Origin of the sequence: Nocardia sp. NPDC050175 (genome assembly GCF_044459885.1) — a bacterium.
In the GTDB taxonomy this organism is placed as follows: Bacteria; Actinomycetota; Actinomycetes; order Mycobacteriales; family Mycobacteriaceae; genus Nocardia.
The window spans coordinates 1-19,558 of the sequence record NZ_JBITJI010000019.1; the positions used below are offsets into that span (position 1 = coordinate 1).

Below are 19,558 nucleotides of genomic sequence, written 5' to 3' on the forward strand. Positions count from 1 at the left end.
CGATGCCACGGCATCCAGTGTCGTCATCACGGCACCTTCCTCGCTGAACATCGTTCAGCGTGTTGGGCCGGAACCACCGTTAAATCCACAGTCCCACTCCGGGACGAGTTCGAGGCGGACGCCGAGGAGGCGGATGGGGCGGTCCAGGGGGAAGCGGTCGATTATTCGGAGGGCGGTTTCGGTGATTTGGGCGGGGTCGATGGTGGGGGTTGGCAGTTTTTCTTGTTTGCTGCGGGTGTAGAAGGTGTTGGTGCGGACGGTGACCGAGACTCGGGTGCCGATGCGGCCCGCTTCGGCCATTTCCTCGGCTACCTCGGTGGCCAAGCGGGCGACCTGGGTGCGGATTTCGGCGGGGTCGGTGAGGTCGTGCGGGAAAGTTTCGGATTTGCTGCGGCCCACCGGGATTCGGGGTTCGGTGGTGACGTCGGTGTCGCCTTTGCCGTGGCCGAGGACCCACAGGTAGGGGCCGGTGTTCGGGCCGAATTCGGCGGCGAGGCGGTGCCGGTCGGCGGCCATCAGGTCGGCGACAGTGTTGATGCCCAGGTCGGCGAGGCGGGTGGCGATTCGAGTGCCGATGCCCCACAACGCATTTGTCGGGCGGTGCGCCATGACCTCGGTCCAGTTCGCGGCGGTGAGGCGGAAGACTCCGGCGGCCGCGCCCGCATCGGTGGCCGGGCCGTCGGCCGACTTGCCGGTCGATTTGGCGAAGCCGGTGGCGAGTTTGGCGGTGAGCTTGTTGTCGCCGATGCCGATCGAGCAGGAAAGCTCCAATTGCTCGATGGCGCTGCGGATTTCGCGGGCCAGCGCCTCCGGATCGTCGGTGTCGGTGGCGAGGAACGCCTCGTCCCAGCCCCACACCTCGACGCGGCCGGGGAAGGTGCGCAGCAGCGACATGACCTCGTCGGACGCCTCCTCGTAGCTGGCCATGTCCAACGGCAGGAACACGCCCTCGGGACACTTGCGCTGGGCGCTGCGCAGCGCCATTCCGGCCCGCACGCCGAACGCCCGCGCCGGATAGGACGCGCAGGTGACCACCTTGCGCGGCTCGGCGGGGTCGCCATTACCACCGACGATGACCGGCAGGCCGCGCAGCTCCGGGTGGCGGCGGAACTCCACCGCCGCCTGGAACTGATCGAGATCGACATGCAACAGCCATCTGGCCATAGGACCGTCTTACCCCACGGGTGTGACAGGCAGCCGGAATACCGGTCCGACGGCGGCGCCGAGCGGGATCATGGCCGTACGATTTCCCTGAGCACGAACAAGGGGAGCAGACCGATGACCGATGCGCAGGACAAACCTGTCGCGCTGCCCGCGGTTCGGGTCGCGGACACCGACCGGGAAGTCGCGGTACGCAGGCTGCACATCGCGGTGACCGAGGGTCGCCTGGATGTGCTGGAACTGGACCGGCGACTCATCCGGGCCTACTCGGCCCAAACCAGCGCCGAACTGGTCGCTGTCACCGCGGACCTGCCCACGGCCACCGAGCCGGTCGAGTTGCGCACCGGCAGCGGATCGCGCGACAAGCGCGGGCAGTGGATCGTCCCCGCCGAGCTCATCGCCGAGTGTAGGTCCGGCAGTATCACTTTCGACTTCACCCAGGCGCTCTGCGCACACAGCGAGATCGCGCTGCACGCCACCGCGGGCTCCGGCAGCATCAAGCTGATCGTGCCGCGCGGGTGGCGAGTCGATGTCGATCGGGTGCGGACCAAGAGCGGCAGCGTCTCGAACCGCGCGACCGAACCGCTGCTGCCCGGCGCGCCGGTGCTGCGGGTCGATGGGAAGGTCGGCTCCGGTTCCCTCAGCGTGCGGTACCCGCGGCCGCCGCGCCGGTCCTTCCTGGCCTGGCTGCTGCGTCGGCCGCGTCCGGCCTGACCTACCGGGTCACGTTCGACTATCGCCCCCGGACGGCGCGACCGAGAGATAGCTGGTGGCATCTCACCCGTGCCAGTCGTCCGCATTACCGCCCAGATCAGGCACCGGCGGCTGCGTCGTCGAGAGACCTTGCACCGCTGGACAACCCGCCGACGATGCGGCACAGCGCCGCGGTGAGTGTGCTCGGGTACAGCTCTTCGTCGGAGCGACCGGCGACGATCCCGTCCGGCCGGACGAGCAGCGCGCCACCCTCGGGTAGGCCGGTGCGCGCGAACCAGTCGGCGACGGGTAGCGCGTGCACTGTGATGTCGATTCCGGTGTCCCACTGGGCATCACTGACCGCGTCACGCCACGCGGCGGAGGTGCCGGTGACCAGCAGCGCGAAACCGGGACCGTTCAGATCCAGCGTCGAGATCCGCTGGGACCCGTCGATCCACAGATGCGGCACCCGGGTACCGACCTGGCCGGTCAGCTGGTCGACGTGCGGTGTATCGGCGGTGCCCCCCAGGACAGCGGCCGAGGTGTACCGGTACTGGGTCATCACCGTGTTGGTACTCAGTTGACTGGCGAGATCGGCGGCGTTGTCCGGGGTTTCGATGCCGTAGCGGGTGGCGAAGTCGGTGCCGAGCCGGGCTTGCTCGGCAGCGATCAGGGCGCGCGGACGCCGCTCGGGCTGGTAGCTGTCGAGCAGTGCGGGCGCTGCCGTGCCGGACAGCACCGCCGCCAGTTTCCACATCAGGTTGTGCGCGTCCGCGATTCCGGTGTTGGCACCGTATCCACCCCACGGCGCGTGCCGGTGTGCAGCGTCGCCAACCAGGAAGACCCGGCCGCGGCGGTACTCGTCCGCGACGAAAACACCGGTGTCCCATGCGGCTTTCGCCAGCACCTCGACCTCGATGTCCGGTACGCCGATCGCGGCCCGGACCAGCTCGACGCAGCGTTGCACCGGATAGTCGGTGAGATCCGTACGCGCGGCATCGTATTCGAGGTGGAACGACCACTCGTCGGTGTTGTTCTTCGCCAGTACCAGCCCACGCACCTCGTCGTTGACGATCTCGCACTGGCTGAACGTGCGGCCGTGCAGTACCTCGGCGAGGTCGGTCCGCACGAAGAGGTTGAGGTAGTGGTGCGTCGGCGGCAGCTCCCAGCCGGTGATGCCGAGCGCTCGCCGGATCGGGCTGCCCGCGCCGTCGGCGGCGATGAGATAGTCGGCCTCGATGGTCGAGGTCATGGCGGTCCGATCCCGCAGCGTGGCGGTGACACCGCGGTCAGTGGCCGCGAATTCGCTCAGCTCGACGCCGAAGCGCAGGTCACCGCCGCGCTCGCGGGCCGCCTCGGTGAGCAGCGGCTCCAGCTGCACCTGCGGCAGGAAACAGAAGCTGGACGGACTCGGCTCCGGGTTCTGCAGGCTCTTCATGAAATTGGGCAGCTCGAGCTGCTCGGCGGCCAGCAGCGTGGCGCCCCGGCTCGCGCCCCCGAACCGGCCTGCCTTCAACGCGGACGCGGCGGCCCGCTGGACCCGATCCTCGACGCCGAGCTGCCGGAACAGCTCGACGGTCCGAGTGTGCACGCCGCGGGAACGTGGCAGCACCGACACGGCGGTCCGCTTCTCCACGAGTACGAAGGGCACCCCGTGATATTCGAGGAAGAGCGCGGCGGACAGTCCGACCAGACCACCGCCGACGATGAGAACGGGTACTTGCTGCGTCGAGGTCATGCACCGATGTTGTGCCCGTCCGCTTGCACCGCCCTTGCACGCCGATTACACGAGAAAGGCCGGGCACCCGAGGTGCCCGGCCTTGCTCCCGCATGTCAGGCGGTAGCCGCGAAGGCCCGTCCGTCCAGTGCGGGCTCGGCGACCGGCTCGATGGCGTAGGCCAGGATGTCGGCCACGTCGGCGACGGGGCGAACCTCCAGTGCGGCAAGCACTTCGGCCGGGACGTCGTCCAGGTCCGGCTCGTTGCGGGCCGGGATGAACACCGTCTTCAGACCGGCTCGCTGCGCCGCGAGCAGCTTCTGCTTGACGCCGCCGATCGGCAGCACCCGCCCGTTCAGCGTGACCTCGCCGGTCATGCCGACATCGGCGCGCACCTGCCTGCCCAGTGCCAGCGACACCAGCGCGGTGACCATGGTGACGCCCGCCGACGGTCCGTCCTTGGGGACGGCGCCCGCCGGGAAGTGCACGTGGATATTGCGATCGAGCACCGACGGTTCGATGCCGATCTCCTCCAGGTGCGAGCGCACATAGGTCAGTGCAATCTGCGCGGATTCCTTCATCACGTCGCCGAGCTGACCGGTCAGGGTCAGCGAGCGCTCGCCCTCCGCGGCGTTGGCCTCGATGTAGAGGACATCGCCACCGAGTCCGGTGACCGCGAGACCGGTCGCCACACCCGGGACCGCGGTGCGTTCCACCGAGTCGGGGGTGAAGCGTGGGCGGCCCAGGTATTCCTTCAGATCACCCAGATCGATCGTCAGCGACTTCTGCGGGCCGCTGTCGGACTTCACCAGTGCGTCATAACCCAGCTCGGATTCGTAGCCGAGATCGGCCGTGGCCGAGCCCTTTCCGTCCTCGGACAGGCGAGTCGCGGCCTTACGCAACGCCTTCGCGATCAGTCGCTCCATCTGCCGCACGCCGGCTTCCCGGGTGTAGTTGGCGGCGATCTCGCGCAGCGCCTCGTCGGTGACGGTCACCTCGTCGGTGGTCAGCGCGTTGCGCTCCAGCTGCCTCGGCACCAGGAAGTCGCGGGCGATGCCGACCTTGTCGTCCTCGGTGTAGCCGTCGACGGTGATCAGCTCCATCCGGTCCAGCAGCGGGCCGGGGATGGTGTCCATGACGTTGGCGGTCGCGATGAACAGCACGTCCGACAGGTCGAGATCCAGATCCAGGTAGTGATCGCGGAACGTGTGGTTCTGCGCCGGATCGAGCACCTCGAGCAGCGCGGCCGCCGGGTCGCCCCGGAAGTCCGAGCCGACCTTGTCGATCTCGTCCAGCAGGACAACGGGATTCATCGAACCCGCCTCCTTGATGGCGCGGACGATCCGGCCGGGCAGCGCGCCGACGTAGGTGCGCCGGTGGCCACGGATCTCGGCCTCGTCGCGCACGCCGCCCAGGGCGACGCGCACGAACTTGCGGCCCATGGCGCGGGCCACCGATTCGCCGAGCGAGGTCTTGCCGACACCGGGCGGACCGACCAGCGCGAGCACCGCACCGGAGCCACGTCCACCGACGACCTCGAGCCCACGCGAGGCGCGCCGGGAACGCACCGCCAGGTACTCGACCATCCGGTCCTTGACCTCGTCCAGGCCGTGGTGATCGGCGTCGAGCACCGCGCGAGCGGCCGAAACATCGGTGCTGTCAGTCGTTTTCACCGTCCACGGCAGCTCGAGCACGGTGTCCAGCCAGGTCCGGATCCAACCGGTTTCCGGGCTCTGATCGCTGGACCGCTCCAGCCTGCCGACCTCACGCAGCGCCTCTTCGCGGACGTTGTCCGGCAGGTCGGCCTGCTCGACCCTGGTGCGGTAGTCGTCGGCGCCGTCGGGCTCGCCCTCGCCGAGTTCCTTGCGGATCGCGTTGAGCTGCTGGCGCAGCAGGAACTCGCGCTGGCTCTTCTCCAGGCCCTCGCGGACGTCGTCACTGATCTTCTCGGTGACCTCGGCCTCGGCGATATGGTCCTTGGTCCACTCGATCAGCGTGTTCAACCGCTGGGTGACGTCGGGGGTTTGCAGCAGTTCGCGCTTCTGATCGTCGGTCAGGTACGGCGCGTAACCCGCGGTGTCGGCGATCGCCGACGGATCGGTCAGTTGATTGACCGCGTCGATGATCTGCCAGGCCTCGCGGCGCTGCAGTACCGAGACGACCAGCTTCTTGTATTCGGCGGCCAGCTCTTTCGTCCGGCCGTCCGGAGCGGGGATCTCGACCGGCTCGGCCTCGACCCACAGCGCGGCACCCGGCCCGGTCACCCCGTGCCCGATCTTCGCGCGCCGTTCCGCCTTCAGCACGGCCGCCGGTGCGCCACCGCGCATCCGGCCGACCTGTTCGATAGTGGCGACCACGCCGTAGGAGGCGTAGCCCTCGGTGAGCCGCGGCGCCAGCAGCACCGCGTCGGTCTTGGCCGCGCGCGCGGCATCGATGGCAGCCTGCGCCGATTCGTCCAGTTCGATGGGCACGACCATGCCCGGCAGCACGATCGGATCGGTCAGGAACAGCACCGGCAGGTTCTGTGGTGTAGTCACGTGTTCGACCCTTCCAAAAGTTGAGCGATACCAACTCAACCCCGGCCCTTCCCCCTTTGTTCCGAATACCTCCCCACGTTCGCTGTGGGCGAAGTCGACGCGAATCAGTCGTCGTAGTGGCTTCCCACCTGCACGACGACCACCTCGGTATCGGTGACGTAGTAGATCAACCGGTGCTCCTGGCTGATCCGTCGCGACCAGTGCCCGGCAAGTTGATACCGCAGTGGCTCGGGCTTGCCGATCCCGGTGAACGGATCGGCAAGTACGGCGTTGATCATCTTGTTCGCCGCCTTCAGTACCGCACGATCCCGCGGCAGCCAGGATGAATAGCTACGCCACCCCTGGGCGGTGAACGTCAACTTTCGATCAGGCACGCCATCACGCCTTCCGTCGGCGCGGACGTACAGACCGGTGAATTTCGGTTGTGTCGTCCGGCTCGTCGGTCCACAGCGACACGAAGTTGTTTTCAGCTACGCGAGACTGCAACTCATCCATGAAGCGCTTGAAGCGATCCGCGGAGTTGGTTGCTCCGGCGTCGTCGGCATAGATCTTCTCCGCGATTGCCCACAGCGCCGCACCTGGCGCGACCGCGTATTGCTTCGCGCCCTCGACGAGAAGCTTGTCCGGGGCGTCGTCATCGGCGGCAGATTCGTTGTGGAACTTGGGCTCGATCGCCCAGACCACGTCACCGCGCCGGAGCGTGAAAGCGCGAGTCGGTGGCTCTGCCGACGTCTCGTCGTCCGGATCGATCAGGGCGTGCGCTTCCGTGCGGCCGGCACGAGCGTCGTCAGCGGAGGCCAGCAATTGCGCGCCTCCGTGGGTCCGGAGCACGTACAAGGTCTCCATAATCGAGTTCCAATCGGACTCGGCCACCAGCACAGCATTCTCACCGGTCTTCGTGACCACCGTCACCTGATCGTGGTCGTCGTTGACCTTCTTCACCATTCCGAATAAGTCCTGACGAACGGTCGAGATCGGTAGCGCTGACATCGGCAATCACCCCTTTAGAAGTCGTACAACATATCGTACACCTCAATTCGTACAATATGTCGTACAACTACAGTGACAACCGCGCATGCAGGTCAGGAGGTTTTCGGGGCGTAGTGGAGGGCGGTGATGCCGCAGGCGAAGGGGGTGGCGGCGACTGTGGTGAAGGGTTGGTTGGGGCCGATCGGGAAGACGGGGAGGCCGGTGCCGATGGTGGTGGGGTTGATGAAGAGGTGGAGTTCGTCGATTAGTTGGGCGGCGATGAGGGTGGAGACGAGGGTGCCGCCGCCATAGACGATGAGGTCGCCGCCGGGCTGGTTCTTGAGGTCGGTGATGAGCTTGGTGAGGTCACCGCCTGCGACGGTGGTGTTGGCCCAGGGGGACTCGATGAGGGTGTTGGTGATGACGATTTTGGGGGTGTTGTTCATCCAGTCGATGGTGGCCTGGTCTTCGCCGTCGGCTTCGGTGCGGGTGGACCAGGTGGGGATGAAACCTTCGGCGAGGTTGCGGCCGAGGAGGATGGTGTCGACGGAGGACATGAGGGTGGCGATGTAGGCGGCTACGTCGGGGGTCCAGGGAAAGGTCATCCAGTCCATTTCGCCGTTCGGGCCGGACATGTAGCCGTCGATGGTGGTTTGGACCTGGAGCTTGAGCTTGCGCATCGGGTTTTCCTTTTCTAAGGGGCGGGTTGGGGGCCTGCCGTTCTGGTGTGTCTCTACTGTGCTGGAGGCGGTTTACGGATTGTTTACGGTCTGCTGCGGGCGGGTGCGGTGCGGTGGGCGTGTTCGCGGGCAAACCACGGGGGCTGACTTATCGTTGAGGTGGCTGCGCCGCTGGTCGGTGGCAGTTTTTCGGTGGGGCGCAGCGGACCCTCGATGGGAGCATGTGCATGAGTTGGCCGATCCGGACCGGGCATGACTGGCGACAGGCCGGACTGGTGATCGCGGTGGTCGCGGCGTTGCTCGCGGTGCCGTCGGCGGTCGCCGCGCTGGTGCCGACGCGGGAGACGGCGGTTGCGCCCGATGCGGAGATCAAGCTGACGGCGCCGGGGGAGGAGCCTGACACGGTCGGTTTCGGTGGGGTCGGCGGGTGGCAGCGCAGGCCGACGGGGGATCAGACGACGGCCGCGCTGATCGCTCCGGATGGTTCGCGACTGGCGGTCAGCGTGATCGACGGCGTCACGGACTTCGCCGACGCGGCCGACTGGCGGTTGAAAGTGCTTGGTGCACAGGGTTTCAAGGCGGATTTCGACGGCGGGGAGGTCAAGACGCCGAACGGCTTCAGTGGCCGGACCTGCCGCGGCACGGACCGAGCCGGGGTATGCGCGATCGTCGGCAACGAGAAACTGGCGGTCACGCTGGTGCTCATCGGTGACGACGCCACGTTGCCGGAACTGACGCCGGTCCTGGAAACGCTGACGGTGCGGCGATGAAGTGGTTCCAGCCGAAGTCGGCGCTGTTCTGGGCTTACTGTCTGATCTCGTTCCTGGGGCTAGCCGGGCTGGTGCTCCAACTGGCCCCGGTGGCCGCGCTGACCTGGCGCGACATCCTGGTGGGCCTGCCGTTCACCCTCGCGACCCTGCTCGTATTCGGTTGGCTTGTCCTGCATTTGGATCGGCTGCGCGCGCGGCGGCGGATCCGGACACCGTTGGTCATGGGCTTCCTCTGGGGTGCGCTCGCCGGACCCGGTATCGCGATGTTCGCCAACGACAACAACATGCGCATCATTGAGAACCTGGCGGGCGACGCGTTCGCGATCGACTGGCAGGCACCGATTTCCGCCGCGATCGTGGAGGAGGCGGTCAAGGGCATCGGCGTGTTCGCCGTCGCGTGGCTTGCCCGGCCACTGCTGAACCGGCCGATGCACGGCCTGCTGCTTGGCGGCTGCACCGGCCTCGGCTTCCAGGTCGTCGAGAACATCACCTACTCGGCCAACGCCGGATTGCTGTCGGCACAGGACAATTCGGCGACCGCGGTGCTGGTCGGCATCGTGCGACTGCTCACCGGCATCACCTCGCACTGGATGCTGACCGCGCTCGCCGGCATCGGCATCGTGCTGGCGGTGGCGCGATCGGATTGGCCGGCCGGCCGACGCGCGCTGGTCTTCGTCGTGTTCTATCTGCTCGGTGCCGCACTGCATTTCGGTTGGGACGCGCCGAGCCCGGCGAACATTCCGGTCGGCTCGATCCTGGCCAGGACGATCCTGTACATCCTGATCTTCGCCGCCGTCTACACCTGGGTGGTGCACACCGAACGGCAATGGTTCCGCGCGGTGGTCAACTGGGCGGTAACGCGGGGCATCGCGCCTGCGGGCGAGTTGAGCACGTTGATCTCGCGCCGAAGTCGACGCCGAGCCCGTAAAGCGGAACAGCTGAGCGGCCAGTACAACCGTCGCCACCAGGTGCAACGGCAGCGCGTGCTGCTCGACTGGGTCCAGGACACCGGCGCGGGATCGGGCATTCGTATCCCGGTGTGAGGCACCTACTTACACCTGGTGATCACCACCGGCTTCACCTCGGTCGGGATGCCGCCGAACGCGGCGACCGGAACACCGAACGCGGCCGCGAGAATCTCCCTCGGCAGCGAATTCACGGTGGCCACGATGCCGATGTCGTCGTTGGGTTCCTGCGCGCTGGTATTGAAAACCACCAGAACCTGCAGGGACTGTTCGGTGCTCGAGTTGCCGAAGTAATGGAAGAAGCCCTGCGGCACGAACACCAGATCGCCCTGCTTCGCCTCGAAGACATCGTTGCGATAGGTGCCGTCGGGATGGGTGCCGAGGATCGTCCAGTCGGCCTTGCCGGAAATGATGTAGTTGAGCTCCCACGCGGTCGGATGCCAATGCGGCTCCCGGATGGCGCCGACCTCGAGTTCGACGAAGTAGACCGACGCCTGCTGACCGGTGAGCACCGGAAAGGTGCCCTCGTGCGCGCCGCGCAACGTGCCGCCGTCGTATCGGTCCGGCTCGGCGGCGGTGAGGTGGTACAGATGCGAGTCGGTGTCCAGTTTGGTATCGGCCGCCGACGCGGGCATCGCGTTGCCCTGCTCGGCTCGGGCCGACCCGCCCACCGTCGCGGCGAGCGCCCCGCCGAGGGCCGCGCCACCGAGGGCGGCGCCGGTGCCGATGATCCGGCGGCGGCTGAGCCGCTCGTCGTCCTCGCTCGGTAGCTCGTCGGGCACTGAGTTTTCGGACACGCGACCTCCTGCGACGTCGGCGGTCCGCGACCGCGCGTGGGGGATGTCAGGCTCACGCCCAGGTCCAGCTCGGGCGCGCTCATGGTAGCCCCGCCGCACTACCGTGTGCCCGCGTTGACACTCACTCCGGCGCAATGACAATGTTGGGGCCTTGATACCTCATACCGGCGGTTCCGTCGGTTCGGCCTAGGGAGATCCATCGATGAGTTCACTCGCCGCCGGCGTGTTCATCGATTGGGAAGATCTGACGGGCCAGTCCAAGTTCGTGGTCGATCTGGTGACGTTCCCGATCTTCAGCGCGCTGGCGGGCTGGCTGACCAACTGGACCGGCGTGCTGATGTTGTTCTGGCCGGAGCGATTTCGCGGCTTCCGGATCCCGGGTCTGTATCTGCTCTATCCGTATTTCCCGCGCCGGGTGCAGGTGCTGCCGACCTTCTCCGGGGACGGGCAGCAGCTCGGATTCCAAGGCTTCATCCCGGCGCGGGCCGAGAAGATGGCCAGCATCTGCGTCGACAAGGCGCTGATGCGGATCGGCAGTCCGCGCGACTTCATCCACGAACTCGACCTGGACGGCATCGCCGACTACGTCGCGGTGCTCGCCCGCAAGCAGGTGCAGCCGCTGGTCGACGAGCTGATGAACCGGGAGAACCCGGACCTGTGGCGGAGCGTGCCGCGCGCGGCCAAGCAGATCATCTACCAGCGGGTGGATCGGGAGATGCCCGCGCTGTCGCGGCGCGCGTTCGAATCGCTGGGCGACAACGTCGATCAGCTCATCGACATCAAGAGCTTCGTCATCCGGTATCTGCAGGACAACCCCGGCATCCTCAAGGATCTGACCACCACGATCGCGGCGCCGGAGTTGCGCTTCATGGTGCGGATCGGCCTGCTCGGCGCGCCGTTCGGCCTGCTGCTCGCGCTGTATATGCATGTGCACCAGCACATTCCGGTACTGGGCTGGGTGCCGGGCTGGGTGATCGTGCTGCTCGCCTCGGCGGCGATCGGCGTGATCGTCAATGTCATCGCGGTCAAGATGGTGTTCGAGCCCGGCGACCCGCAGCCCTGGTACAAGTACCTGTGGCAGCAGGCGCTGCTGGCCAAGCGGCAGCCGCAGGCGGCGACCGACCTCGCGCACATCCTGGCCTATCAGGTGCTCACCCTGCCGAACCTGTCGCGGGAACTGCTGGACGGACCCAACGGCGACAAGACCCGCCAGCTGCTGGAACGGCTCGTCTCCGACGAGATCCATCGGCAGCTCGGCCCGACCACCTCCTTCGTGCGGGCGGCGCTGGGCCGTCGCCAGTTCGACAACCTCAAGGCGGGCGCGGCCGGTGCCGCCGTCGGGCTCGCGCCGAGCCTGGCCGAGGACGAGGAATTCATCCTGGAGCAGGCCAAGACCATCGATGTGTTCGCGGCGCGCAAGCTCCGGCAGCTGACGCCGGGGGAGTTCATGGAGATGTTCTATGCCTCGGTCGAGCAGGACGCGTGGCTGCTCTATCTGCACGGCGCGGTGCTCGGGTTGGCGGTCGGCGCCTCGCATCTGATCATTTTCGGCTGGTAGCCAAGCCTTCTGGGCGGTCGGTCTAAATACAAGCACGCGTGCTTGCATTTTTCGGCGGCCGCTGCGATGCTGAACCGCGACGGCACACGAGGTGGTGTGCGTTCGACTGATCGGCAGGGGAACAGATGGCTGACCTCGAGGCGCTGCTCAACGATTTCGCCGACGAGTGCGCGGACCTGGAACGCCTCGTCACACCGCTGGCGGCGGCCGACTGGGCCCGCCCGACACCCGCGGCAGGCTGGACCATCGCCCATCAGATCGGCCATCTGGCCTGGACCGATGAGGTCGCCACGCTCGCCGCCGCCGATGACGCGGGCTTCCAGCGACTGGTGGCCGAGGCCGCGCCCAAGGCGACAACCTTCGTCGATGAGGCCGCCGAGGAAGCAGCGACCACGCCGCCCGCCGAACTGCTGGACCGGTGGCACCGCGGCCAGAAGACCCTTACCGACGCACTGCGCGTGGTCCCCGCGGGCAGCAAGCTGCCGTGGTTCGGCCCGCCGATGAGCGCGGCCTCGATGATCACCGCCCGCATCATGGAAACCTGGGCGCACGGCCAGGACGTGGCCGACGCGCTCGGCATCACCCGCACCCCCACCGCGCGGCTGCGCACCGTGGCCCACATCGGCGCGCGGACCAGGAACTACGCCTACACCGTGCACGGAAAGACGCCGCCCGCAGCCGAATTCCGGATCGAGCTCACCGCGCCCGATGGCACGATCTGGTCGTGGGGACCCGAGGACGCCGCGCAGCGGGTGACCGGACCGGCCCTCGATTTCTGCCTGCTGGTGACCCAGCGCCGCCACCCTGACGACCTCGCGATCGAGACGGTCGGCGCGGACGCGGCGGAATGGCTCACCCTCGCACAGGCTTTCGCGGGACCGACGGGAACGGGTCGCACGGCGGGTCAGTTCGCCTGACCTTCGCCGGAAACGGCAGCGACGGCCGGATGCGTACATCCGACCGTCGCCCACCCGACCCGATCCATAGTTTCGGGAGCGGGCGAGCGCCACACTTGGGTGCGCCGTTCGTGTCGGCCGGACGCCATTGGCCGGGTGTCTCGATGTGGCAGTCGAGGATGACGCTCGCCAGCTAGAGAATTATTTACCCGCCCTTGAGGTGCCGGAAACATAAACAATCGACGAATTCGGCGCCGATCCGTCGCGGAGTGTGATTCTGCTCTCTCCGAGGCAATGCCCCGTACGGCCGCGCCGTAACCTGGACAACCGTATGGCTTTCAACGATGTGGGCCGCTGCCGGGGAGCAGGGAAGGAACGCATCGTGACCAGAAATAAGCATGTCCAGATCGCTCGGCACGCCGCGATCGTCCTCGCGGGCGCCGCCAGCCTCAGCCTCACTGTGATCGCCGGTTCATACATCGTGCACCAGATGGCCGACCTCAACCGGACCGGCGGTGTCGCCGCACCGCCCGCGCAGGCCGCCGAGGATTCGTCCAGCGAGGCCGACTGGACCGACACCGTGCTGACGGGCGGCCACTACGAACTGCCCGCCGTATTCACCAGGCACCCAGTAGATATGGTCGTGCCGATCCCGAAAGCGGCCGACCACCACACAGATTCGGTGGTCGTCTCACACCCGCGCACCGTCGGCGGAAAACTGCTGCTCGGCGACGCCTACGTGGACGCGCAGGTGGCCGCTGTGCGCACCGACACCATCTCGATCACCGTCGGCACCAACGCCTTCACCATGCTGACCGGCCACACCCCGCTCGACGAGCACCCGAAGTCCGCGGGCGTGACCCAGCTGCGCACCGAATTCGACACGCGCAGTGGTGAAGTGGTGCTGATGCTGACCGATCCGGCGCTCGGCGACCACGACCTGCACCTCAACCGCATCCCGGCACCGAACACCAAACCCGCGCCGGACACGACCGCGGTGCACGAACCGACCACGACGGATCCGGCGACCTTGCCGAGCACGCATCGCGGCACGGAACCGACCGTGGCGGTGTAACTCTGGGCCTACTGTTCTCGGTATGCCGAACAGTACGTACGATTTCTGCGTGATCGGCGGTGGCATCGTCGGGGTGGCGACGGCGCATCGAATACTGCACCGCCATCCCGGCGCGACCCTCGTGCTGCTGGAGAAGGCCGACGCGCTGGCCACCCACCAGACCGGACACAACAGCGGTGTCATCCACTCGGGCATCTACTATCCGCCGGACAGCCTGAAGGCGCGGCTGTGCCGCCGCGGCGCCGCGTGGACCAAGAAATTCGCTGCGACACACGGGATTCCGTTCGAGGTGTGCGGCAAGCTGCTGGTCGCTACGGACGCTGTCGAGCAGCGCAGGATGCTGTCCTTGCACGAGCGTTCGGTCGCCAACGGCGTCGCGGTCGAACTGCTCGACGCCGCCGAGCTCCATCGGCGCGAGCCGAGGGTGACCGGCGTCGGCGCGCTGTTCGTGCCGGACACCGGCATCGTCGACTACACCGCCGTCACCACCGCGCTGGCCGACGAGGTCCGTTCGGCGGGTGGGCAATTGGTCTTCGGCGCCGAGATCACCTCGCTCACCGAAACCGATGCCACGGTCACCGCCGCGGGCCCGGCCGGGTCGTGGACGGCCCGCACCCTGGTGGCGTGCGCGGGGCTACAGGCCGATCGGCTGGCTCGAATGGCCGGGCTGCGCAACGATTTCCGGATCGTCCCGTTCCGCGGCGAGTACTACCAGCTGCCGCCGGAGCGGGCCGGGCTGGTGCGCACGCTGATCTATCCGATCCCCGATCCCACGCTGCCCTTCCTCGGCGTGCATCTGAGTCCGACCATCGACGGCACACTGACCGTCGGCCCGAACGCGGTGCTCGGGCTGGCCAGGGAGGGCTATCGCAAGGGCAGTTTCGACGCCAAGGACGCACGGGCGGTGCTCGGTTTTCCCGGCGTGCACCGGGTGGCCGCGGCGAATGTCCGAACCGGGCTGCGCGAACTGCGCAACTCGCTGTTCAAGCGCGGTTATCTGGCCGAATGCCGGCGCTACTGTCCCGAGCTGACCCTGGCCGATCTGCGGCCACGCGAGGCGGGCATCCGCGCGCAGGCGGTGCTGCGCGATGGAACGCTGGTGCACGACTTCATGATCGAGCGCACGCCGCGCTCGGTGCACGTACTCAACGCACCGTCGCCGGCGGCCACCTCCGCCATGCCGATCGCGGAGCACATCGTCGATCAACTGTGTGCCGATAGTCGAACCTAGAACGAGACCGACCGGTCCGATCCAGCTATTGACCAGCCATGAGCAACCAAGCAACCGCCCGGTAGCAATGTGGAAAACCGGCACACCAAATACCGCGCAACCGCTCCAATAAAGAGGAGAGCTGTAGTACTTTTAACGCCAGTCGTGGAACAGGGAGGGCCTATGGGCCACATCAAGTACGCGAGTGACGTCGGGGCACCGGTCGAGGTGGCCTTCACCTATACGGACAACCATCTGTTCGTACCGGACTGGATGTTCGCGGTCGCCGCCTTCGAGCCGACCGGCGAACTCGACTCCGGCCTCGGTGCCCGCTTCACGACCAGCGCGCGGCTGGTGCTCTGGCGGCCGACGATGACATGCGAGGTCACCGAATATCGTCGCAACGTGGTGATCGGGTATACGCTGCGTGGGCGTTTGTCCGGGACCCTGACGCTGCGCTTCGATCCGCTCGGATACGGGCGGTCGGTGCTGACGTCCGAGGCGGAGTACAGCCCCCCGCGTGGCTTGCTGGGGCGCCTCTGTGTCGGTCTGGTGGATTCCGCCGTGAAATCGGCGCTCCGCCGCACCGAGTCCCAATTGCGAAGGGAGATAGAAGAATTCCACGGTACCGATCTTGTCGGTCGGATTGCGTAGGGTGCCAGCCATGATCATCGTGAGCACCGACGGATCCTGCCTCCGCAACCCCGGCGGCGCCATCGGCTGGGCTTGGGTCAATCATCAGGGCTCCTCGTCGAGCGGCGGCGGCCCGTCCGGCACCAATCAGGTGGCGGAGCTACGCGCGGTACTGGAGGCGATTCTCGCCCATCCCGGCGCCGAACCTCTACTGATCGAAAGCGATTCGCTCTACGCGATCAAGTGCGCGTCGGAATGGATCTCCAGTTGGCGGCTCAACGGCTGGCGCACCTCCACCGGTGGCGCCGTGAAGAACGTCGAACTCATCCGGCAGATCGATAAATCCATCGCCAGCAGGCCCGGCCCCGTCCGGTTCCGTTGGGTCCGTGGACATGTCGGCAACTACTTCAACGAGCAGGCCGACGCGCTTGCCGGTGAAGCGGCTCGGAAGGTGGCCGCGACCACGGCCGTCGCCGAGGCGAACACCGCGGAACTTCCCGCGGTGACTGTGGAAGAAACGCCGACGGCGCCGGAAGCGCCGATCGACCAGGCCGCGGGGAAGGCGGCCGCGCCGTCGGCGCCGCAGACTCTGATGCTGTTCTGATCCGGCAGCACAGGCAACGACTGCCCGAATGACCTCCGGCGGTGGTGGCTCGGCCCACCGCCGGAGGCACTCGTTATCGCTAGTTGCCCGGAGCCGGGGCAGGCGCGGGTTGCCCACCCGGAGCTGGCGCGGGCGCACCGGGTGCCGGGGCACCAGGCGCGGGAGCACCGGGCAGCCCGGTGCCCGCACCCTTGAGCATCGGCGAATCGAGCTTCTCGACCAGCCACTTGTCGCCGGACTTGGTCAGCTGCGCGATCACCACGACGAACTGCCGCTCCGGCGTCGTCTGGGTGAAGTTGGTGCGGAACTGCGTGAGCGTGACAAGCACCTTGGCCTCGGACTTGTCACCGGACTGGTAACCACACTGCACGTCGTCGACCCAGGACTTCACCTGCGCCTGCACCATGGCGTCCTTGAGCGCCTTGGTCGCGTCGTCGAACTCCTTGAAGAATTCGCCACTCGCGCCGGACTTCACCTTGGTGAAGTAGTCGTCGAGGTTCTTGGTGTAGTCGTAGCTCGAGACGTCCTTGCCGAAGTTGCAGCCGGCCGCGGTCGAATCGTGGATCGCGTCGATCTTTTCGCCGCGATCCTTGCCCTGCAGGAAGAACACCACCACCGCGGTGATCGCGGCCACCGCGAGCACGCCCGCCACGAACGCGGCGATCAGCGGCAACGAGGTGGACCGACCCGAGGCGGCCGGACTGCCCGCGCCCTTACCGAGATCGGTCTTCGGCGCCTCATCGACCTTTTCGGTCGCTACCTTGTCGGACTTCGACGGCTCTTGGTCCGCCTTCGACAGTTCGGGCTTCGCCACCGCGGCAGCCTCGGCCTTTTCGGCCGTGGTGTCCGCAGCGGTCTCGGCATCCTTGTTGGTGTCGGCGTCGTCGGTGGACATCGATACAAACCTGCACTTTCCCGGCGCGCGGGCGCACCGATCGACTGACGGGCCCGCATCTCGGGCGAACCGTACGCGTTCTCTCGGCGAGTATGCCCGGACCCACGGTTTCGCCGCGGGACCGGGGGCATCTCACTTCACCGGGGGCAGGGTCCGCTCGTTCGGATCCACACCCGGCGGCATATGCGCGCCGTTGTTCGGCACATCGGGTCGCGGCGCATTCGCCGCACCACGGATTTCGGAACCAGGCGGCGGGTTCTCGCAGTAGTTCCACTTGCGAATCGTGCCGTCCTGGACGACTTCGTTGCGCAACTGCGTCACGTTGTAGGTGCAGTACGGCCGCGGCCAGATGTCGATGATCGCGTGGAACTCGCCGTCGTGCGCGGGCACACCCAGCGCGTCCGCGCCGAGCGCGAGCGAGGGGAACAGCGCGCGCAACGCGGGCAGGCGCAGCTGCGCGGCCTTGGTCATCGCCGCGAAATTCGTGGCCAGGCTGGTGATCGGGTCGCTGGTCTTGTCGAGCACCGCGCCGAGGCTGCTCAGCTGTCCGGGCGCCTTCTCCAGGATGCCCTGCAGTTCGGCGTTGGCATTGTTGAACTGGCTGAACAGCGTGCCGGAATTGCGGGTCAGCGTGCCGAGGTCGGGCTGGGCGTTCGAGGTGGTGTCCGCGATGGTGCGCAGGTTGGCGATCAGGTTGGTGGTCTGCGGCAACAGACTGTCGAAGCCTGCCATGGCCAGGCTGATGCCATTCACCATGCCGCGCAACTGATCCGGGCCGCCGCTGAGCGCGGTGTCGAGCTCGCGCAGGATGACGCCGAACTTGTCCGGATCGACCTGTGCGATGAGCGCGCTGGAGTTGTCGAGGACCGACCAGATCGGGGTCGGTGTCTTGATCTTGTCCGCGTCGTACTTGATCACCGCGCCGTCGCCGAGGAACGGCGCCTGCTCGGTGCCGGGACGGAAGTCGATGTACTGCTCGCCCGCGCCGGAGAGGGCCTGCACCGAGATCGCGGTGTCGACCGGGATCTTGTACTTGCTCTCGATCTCGGCCGCCGCGGCGATGGCCTGCCCGCGATCGGTCAGCTTGATCGAGGTGACCTTGCCGACCCGGTAGCCGCGCAGGGTGACATCGTTGCCCGGCTGCAGCCCGCCGGAGCGGTCCAGGTTCACCGTCACGGTGTAAGTGGACTTCAACGGGTTCACCCGCATGATGCTGATCATCAGGTAGCTGGCGCCGATCAGGAACACCAGCACCAGGCCGATGCTGGACAGCACCAGCTTGTGCTGCATCAGTTTCGCCATCATCGGTGGCCCCCCTGCACTCGACCCTGCACGATCTGCAGGACCTGGATCAGGCTGCCCGCGAGGTCTTGGATGTCGCGCAGATCCTGGAATCCGCCGTGTTGCGGATCGGTCAGCGCGCTGAGATCGAGGTTGGTCGCGGTGGCGTAGACGGCAAAGCTCTTGCCGCGGAAGGTGGCATCGACCTTGGGCCGGATCACCTTCAGCCGATCGAGCAGGATGCCGAGGTTGTCGCCGGTGTTGGCCAGCGCGTCCATCAGCCGGTGGGTGTTGTCGAGCAGGCTGCCCAACTGCTGGCCGGAGGTATCGGCGTAATCGCCGAGCGCGGCACTGGTGGTGGACACCTTGGTCAGCAGATCGCCGATGGCCCTGTTGTTCTCGGCGATCGCGCCGATCATCTGCGGCAACGTATCGGCCACCTGACCGAGCTCGCCGCGGCGGGTCTCGATGGTGTTGGCCAGCGCGCTGAACTCGTTCAGCACGCCGTCGACCTTCGCGCTGTTGTCGTTCAAACTACCGACCACACCGGTCATTTCCTTGATCAGATGCGACAACTCACCGCCGCGACCGCCGACGATCGAGTCCATCTCCGAAGTCAACTTACTCAGACTCGCGACCCCACCACCGTTGAACAGCATCGAGATCGAGATCAGCAGCTGCTCGACCGTCGCACCCGCCGACGTCTTGTCCAGGCCCAGAGTGTCCCCGTCGTGCAGCACGCTCGTGCCCGGTTCGGTCTTCGGCTTGGACACCGCGACGAACACATCACCCAGCGGAGTGGCCTGGCGCAGCTCGGCGGTGCTGTCCTTGGGCAGCTCGATATCCTTGCTGATGGTCAGGTCGACGACCGCCTGGAAGTTCTTGGTCTTGATGTTGGAGACCACCCCGACATCGGAACCGCCGATCTTCACCTTCGCCTGGTCCGGCAGGTTCAGCGCGTTCTCGAAAACCGCGTGCACAGTGTAGGTTTCGCCGGACACACCGGGCTTGGGCAGTGGCAGCTTCTCCACCGTGAGACCGCAGCCCGAGGTGATGCCGACACCGGCCACCGCCGCGACGGCGATCAGCGCGCGGCGTGCCTTGATCGTCATTCGGT

The 19,558-nt window shown here is 67.0% G+C and carries 19 protein-coding genes; 9 read left to right on the forward strand and 10 right to left on the reverse strand.

What is annotated here, in order from left to right; genetic code table 11:
* Positions 1-54 precede the first annotated feature (54 nt).
* The gene (locus tag ACIBK2_RS41530) at positions 55-1,164 is read right to left on the reverse strand and encodes a DNA polymerase IV (RefSeq protein ID WP_396976000.1); all 1,110 of its coding nucleotides are present in this window, start codon (positions 1,162-1,164) and stop codon (positions 55-57) included.
* 114 nt (positions 1,165-1,278) lie between these two features.
* Between ACIBK2_RS41530 and ACIBK2_RS41535 the strand changes: the two genes are divergently transcribed.
* On the forward strand, positions 1,279-1,875 hold the full coding sequence (locus ACIBK2_RS41535; RefSeq protein ID WP_396976001.1) for a DUF1707 domain-containing protein: 597 nt from the start codon (positions 1,279-1,281) through the stop codon (positions 1,873-1,875).
* Between the two features lie 97 nt (positions 1,876-1,972).
* Here the strand turns inward: ACIBK2_RS41535 and ACIBK2_RS41540 are convergent, their stop codons facing one another.
* The 5 genes from ACIBK2_RS41540 to ACIBK2_RS41560 all read right to left on the reverse strand — a co-directional run bounded on the left by ACIBK2_RS41540 (position 1,973) and on the right by ACIBK2_RS41560 (position 7,757).
* Positions 1,973-3,592: an FAD-dependent monooxygenase gene (locus tag ACIBK2_RS41540; protein WP_396976003.1), complete on the reverse strand. Its 1,620-nt coding sequence runs from the start codon at positions 3,590-3,592 to the stop codon at positions 1,973-1,975.
* Between the two features lie 95 nt (positions 3,593-3,687).
* Positions 3,688-6,108: an endopeptidase La gene (lon, locus tag ACIBK2_RS41545; protein WP_396976005.1), complete on the reverse strand. Its 2,421-nt coding sequence runs from the start codon at positions 6,106-6,108 to the stop codon at positions 3,688-3,690.
* 104 nt (positions 6,109-6,212) lie between these two features.
* On the reverse strand, positions 6,213-6,482 hold the full coding sequence (locus ACIBK2_RS41550; protein WP_396976007.1) for a Txe/YoeB family addiction module toxin: 270 nt from the start codon (positions 6,480-6,482) through the stop codon (positions 6,213-6,215).
* A gap of 4 nt (positions 6,483-6,486) precedes the next feature.
* Entirely contained in the window at positions 6,487-7,098 is a 612-nt protein-coding gene (locus ACIBK2_RS41555) for a type II toxin-antitoxin system Phd/YefM family antitoxin (RefSeq protein ID WP_396976009.1), read from the reverse strand.
* Positions 7,099-7,190: 92 nt separating this feature from the next.
* Positions 7,191-7,757 carry a dihydrofolate reductase family protein gene (locus ACIBK2_RS41560; protein WP_396976011.1) on the reverse strand — a complete coding sequence of 189 codons (567 nt, stop codon included), beginning with the start codon at positions 7,755-7,757 and terminating at the stop codon, positions 7,191-7,193.
* 227 nt (positions 7,758-7,984) lie between these two features.
* Between ACIBK2_RS41560 and ACIBK2_RS41565 the strand changes: the two genes are divergently transcribed.
* Positions 7,985-8,527, forward strand: coding sequence for a hypothetical protein (locus tag ACIBK2_RS41565; protein WP_396976013.1), 543 nt, complete (start codon positions 7,985-7,987; stop codon positions 8,525-8,527).
* Positions 8,524-9,570, forward strand: coding sequence for a PrsW family intramembrane metalloprotease (locus tag ACIBK2_RS41570; protein ID WP_396976015.1), 1,047 nt, complete (start codon positions 8,524-8,526; stop codon positions 9,568-9,570). The genes ACIBK2_RS41565 and ACIBK2_RS41570 overlap by 4 nt, the downstream gene beginning before the upstream one ends.
* Before the next feature lie 5 nt (positions 9,571-9,575).
* Here the strand turns inward: ACIBK2_RS41570 and ACIBK2_RS41575 are convergent, their stop codons facing one another.
* Positions 9,576-10,289 (reverse strand): cupin domain-containing protein, encoded by a 714-nt coding sequence (locus tag ACIBK2_RS41575; protein ID WP_396976016.1) that lies wholly within the window; start codon positions 10,287-10,289, stop codon positions 9,576-9,578.
* Positions 10,290-10,491: 202 nt separating this feature from the next.
* Here ACIBK2_RS41575 and ACIBK2_RS41580 point away from each other — a divergent pair, with 202 nt between their 5' ends.
* From ACIBK2_RS41580 to ACIBK2_RS41605, 6 genes are all read left to right on the forward strand, one after another.
* On the forward strand, positions 10,492-11,847 hold the full coding sequence (locus tag ACIBK2_RS41580; RefSeq protein ID WP_379283219.1) for a hypothetical protein: 1,356 nt from the start codon (positions 10,492-10,494) through the stop codon (positions 11,845-11,847).
* A gap of 125 nt (positions 11,848-11,972) precedes the next feature.
* Positions 11,973-12,764 carry a TIGR03084 family metal-binding protein gene (locus tag ACIBK2_RS41585; RefSeq protein ID WP_396976018.1) on the forward strand — a complete coding sequence of 264 codons (792 nt, stop codon included), beginning with the start codon at positions 11,973-11,975 and terminating at the stop codon, positions 12,762-12,764.
* Positions 12,765-13,125: 361 nt separating this feature from the next.
* A complete protein-coding gene (locus tag ACIBK2_RS41590) occupies positions 13,126-13,818 on the forward strand; it encodes a hypothetical protein (RefSeq protein WP_396976020.1) in 693 nt (230 codons plus the stop codon).
* Between the two features lie 22 nt (positions 13,819-13,840).
* Positions 13,841-15,049 carry an L-2-hydroxyglutarate oxidase gene (lhgO, locus tag ACIBK2_RS41595; RefSeq protein ID WP_396976021.1) on the forward strand — a complete coding sequence of 403 codons (1,209 nt, stop codon included), beginning with the start codon at positions 13,841-13,843 and terminating at the stop codon, positions 15,047-15,049.
* 162 nt (positions 15,050-15,211) lie between these two features.
* A complete protein-coding gene (locus ACIBK2_RS41600) occupies positions 15,212-15,682 on the forward strand; it encodes an SRPBCC family protein (protein ID WP_396976023.1) in 471 nt (156 codons plus the stop codon).
* 10 nt (positions 15,683-15,692) lie between these two features.
* Positions 15,693-16,265: a ribonuclease H gene (locus ACIBK2_RS41605; protein ID WP_396976025.1), complete on the forward strand. Its 573-nt coding sequence runs from the start codon at positions 15,693-15,695 to the stop codon at positions 16,263-16,265.
* Positions 16,266-16,344: 79 nt separating this feature from the next.
* Here ACIBK2_RS41605 and ACIBK2_RS41610 read toward each other — a convergent pair whose 3' ends face one another.
* From ACIBK2_RS41610 to ACIBK2_RS41620, 3 genes are all read right to left on the reverse strand, one after another.
* Positions 16,345-17,160, reverse strand: a complete 816-nt coding sequence (locus ACIBK2_RS41610) for a hypothetical protein (RefSeq protein WP_396976027.1) — start codon at positions 17,158-17,160, stop codon at positions 16,345-16,347.
* Positions 17,161-17,292: 132 nt separating this feature from the next.
* On the reverse strand, positions 17,293-18,465 hold the full coding sequence (locus ACIBK2_RS41615; RefSeq protein ID WP_396976029.1) for an MlaD family protein: 1,173 nt from the start codon (positions 18,463-18,465) through the stop codon (positions 17,293-17,295).
* Entirely contained in the window at positions 18,462-19,553 is a 1,092-nt protein-coding gene (locus ACIBK2_RS41620; RefSeq protein ID WP_396976031.1) for an MCE family protein, read from the reverse strand. The genes ACIBK2_RS41615 and ACIBK2_RS41620 overlap by 4 nt, the downstream gene beginning before the upstream one ends.
* Positions 19,554-19,558 lie beyond the last annotated feature (5 nt).

Excerpts from the sequence above, each read along its gene's own strand:
- ACIBK2_RS41600 (WP_396976023.1), top strand. The coding sequence starts at position 15,212 with ATGGGCCACATCAAGTACGCGAGTGACGTCGGGGCACCGGTCGAGGTG.
- ACIBK2_RS41585 (WP_396976018.1), top strand. The coding sequence starts at position 11,973 with ATGGCTGACCTCGAGGCGCTGCTCAACGATTTCGCCGACGAGTGCGCG.
- ACIBK2_RS41540 (WP_396976003.1), bottom strand. The coding sequence starts at position 3,592 with ATGACCTCGACGCAGCAAGTACCCGTTCTCATCGTCGGCGGTGGTCTG.
- lhgO (WP_396976021.1), top strand. The coding sequence starts at position 13,841 with ATGCCGAACAGTACGTACGATTTCTGCGTGATCGGCGGTGGCATCGTC.
- ACIBK2_RS41615 (WP_396976029.1), bottom strand. The coding sequence starts at position 18,465 with ATGATGGCGAAACTGATGCAGCACAAGCTGGTGCTGTCCAGCATCGGC.
- ACIBK2_RS41605 (WP_396976025.1), top strand. The coding sequence starts at position 15,693 with ATGATCATCGTGAGCACCGACGGATCCTGCCTCCGCAACCCCGGCGGC.
- ACIBK2_RS41580 (WP_379283219.1), top strand. The coding sequence starts at position 10,492 with ATGAGTTCACTCGCCGCCGGCGTGTTCATCGATTGGGAAGATCTGACG.
- ACIBK2_RS41555 (WP_396976009.1), bottom strand. The coding sequence starts at position 7,098 with ATGTCAGCGCTACCGATCTCGACCGTTCGTCAGGACTTATTCGGAATG.
- ACIBK2_RS41560 (WP_396976011.1), bottom strand. The coding sequence starts at position 7,757 with ATGCGCAAGCTCAAGCTCCAGGTCCAAACCACCATCGACGGCTACATG.
- ACIBK2_RS41620 (WP_396976031.1), bottom strand. The coding sequence starts at position 19,553 with ATGACGATCAAGGCACGCCGCGCGCTGATCGCCGTCGCGGCGGTGGCC.
- ACIBK2_RS41570 (WP_396976015.1), top strand. The coding sequence starts at position 8,524 with ATGAAGTGGTTCCAGCCGAAGTCGGCGCTGTTCTGGGCTTACTGTCTG.
- ACIBK2_RS41565 (WP_396976013.1), top strand. The coding sequence starts at position 7,985 with ATGAGTTGGCCGATCCGGACCGGGCATGACTGGCGACAGGCCGGACTG.
- ACIBK2_RS41610 (WP_396976027.1), bottom strand. The coding sequence starts at position 17,160 with ATGTCCACCGACGACGCCGACACCAACAAGGATGCCGAGACCGCTGCG.
- ACIBK2_RS41530 (WP_396976000.1), bottom strand. The coding sequence starts at position 1,164 with ATGGCCAGATGGCTGTTGCATGTCGATCTCGATCAGTTCCAGGCGGCG.
- ACIBK2_RS41535 (WP_396976001.1), top strand. The coding sequence starts at position 1,279 with ATGACCGATGCGCAGGACAAACCTGTCGCGCTGCCCGCGGTTCGGGTC.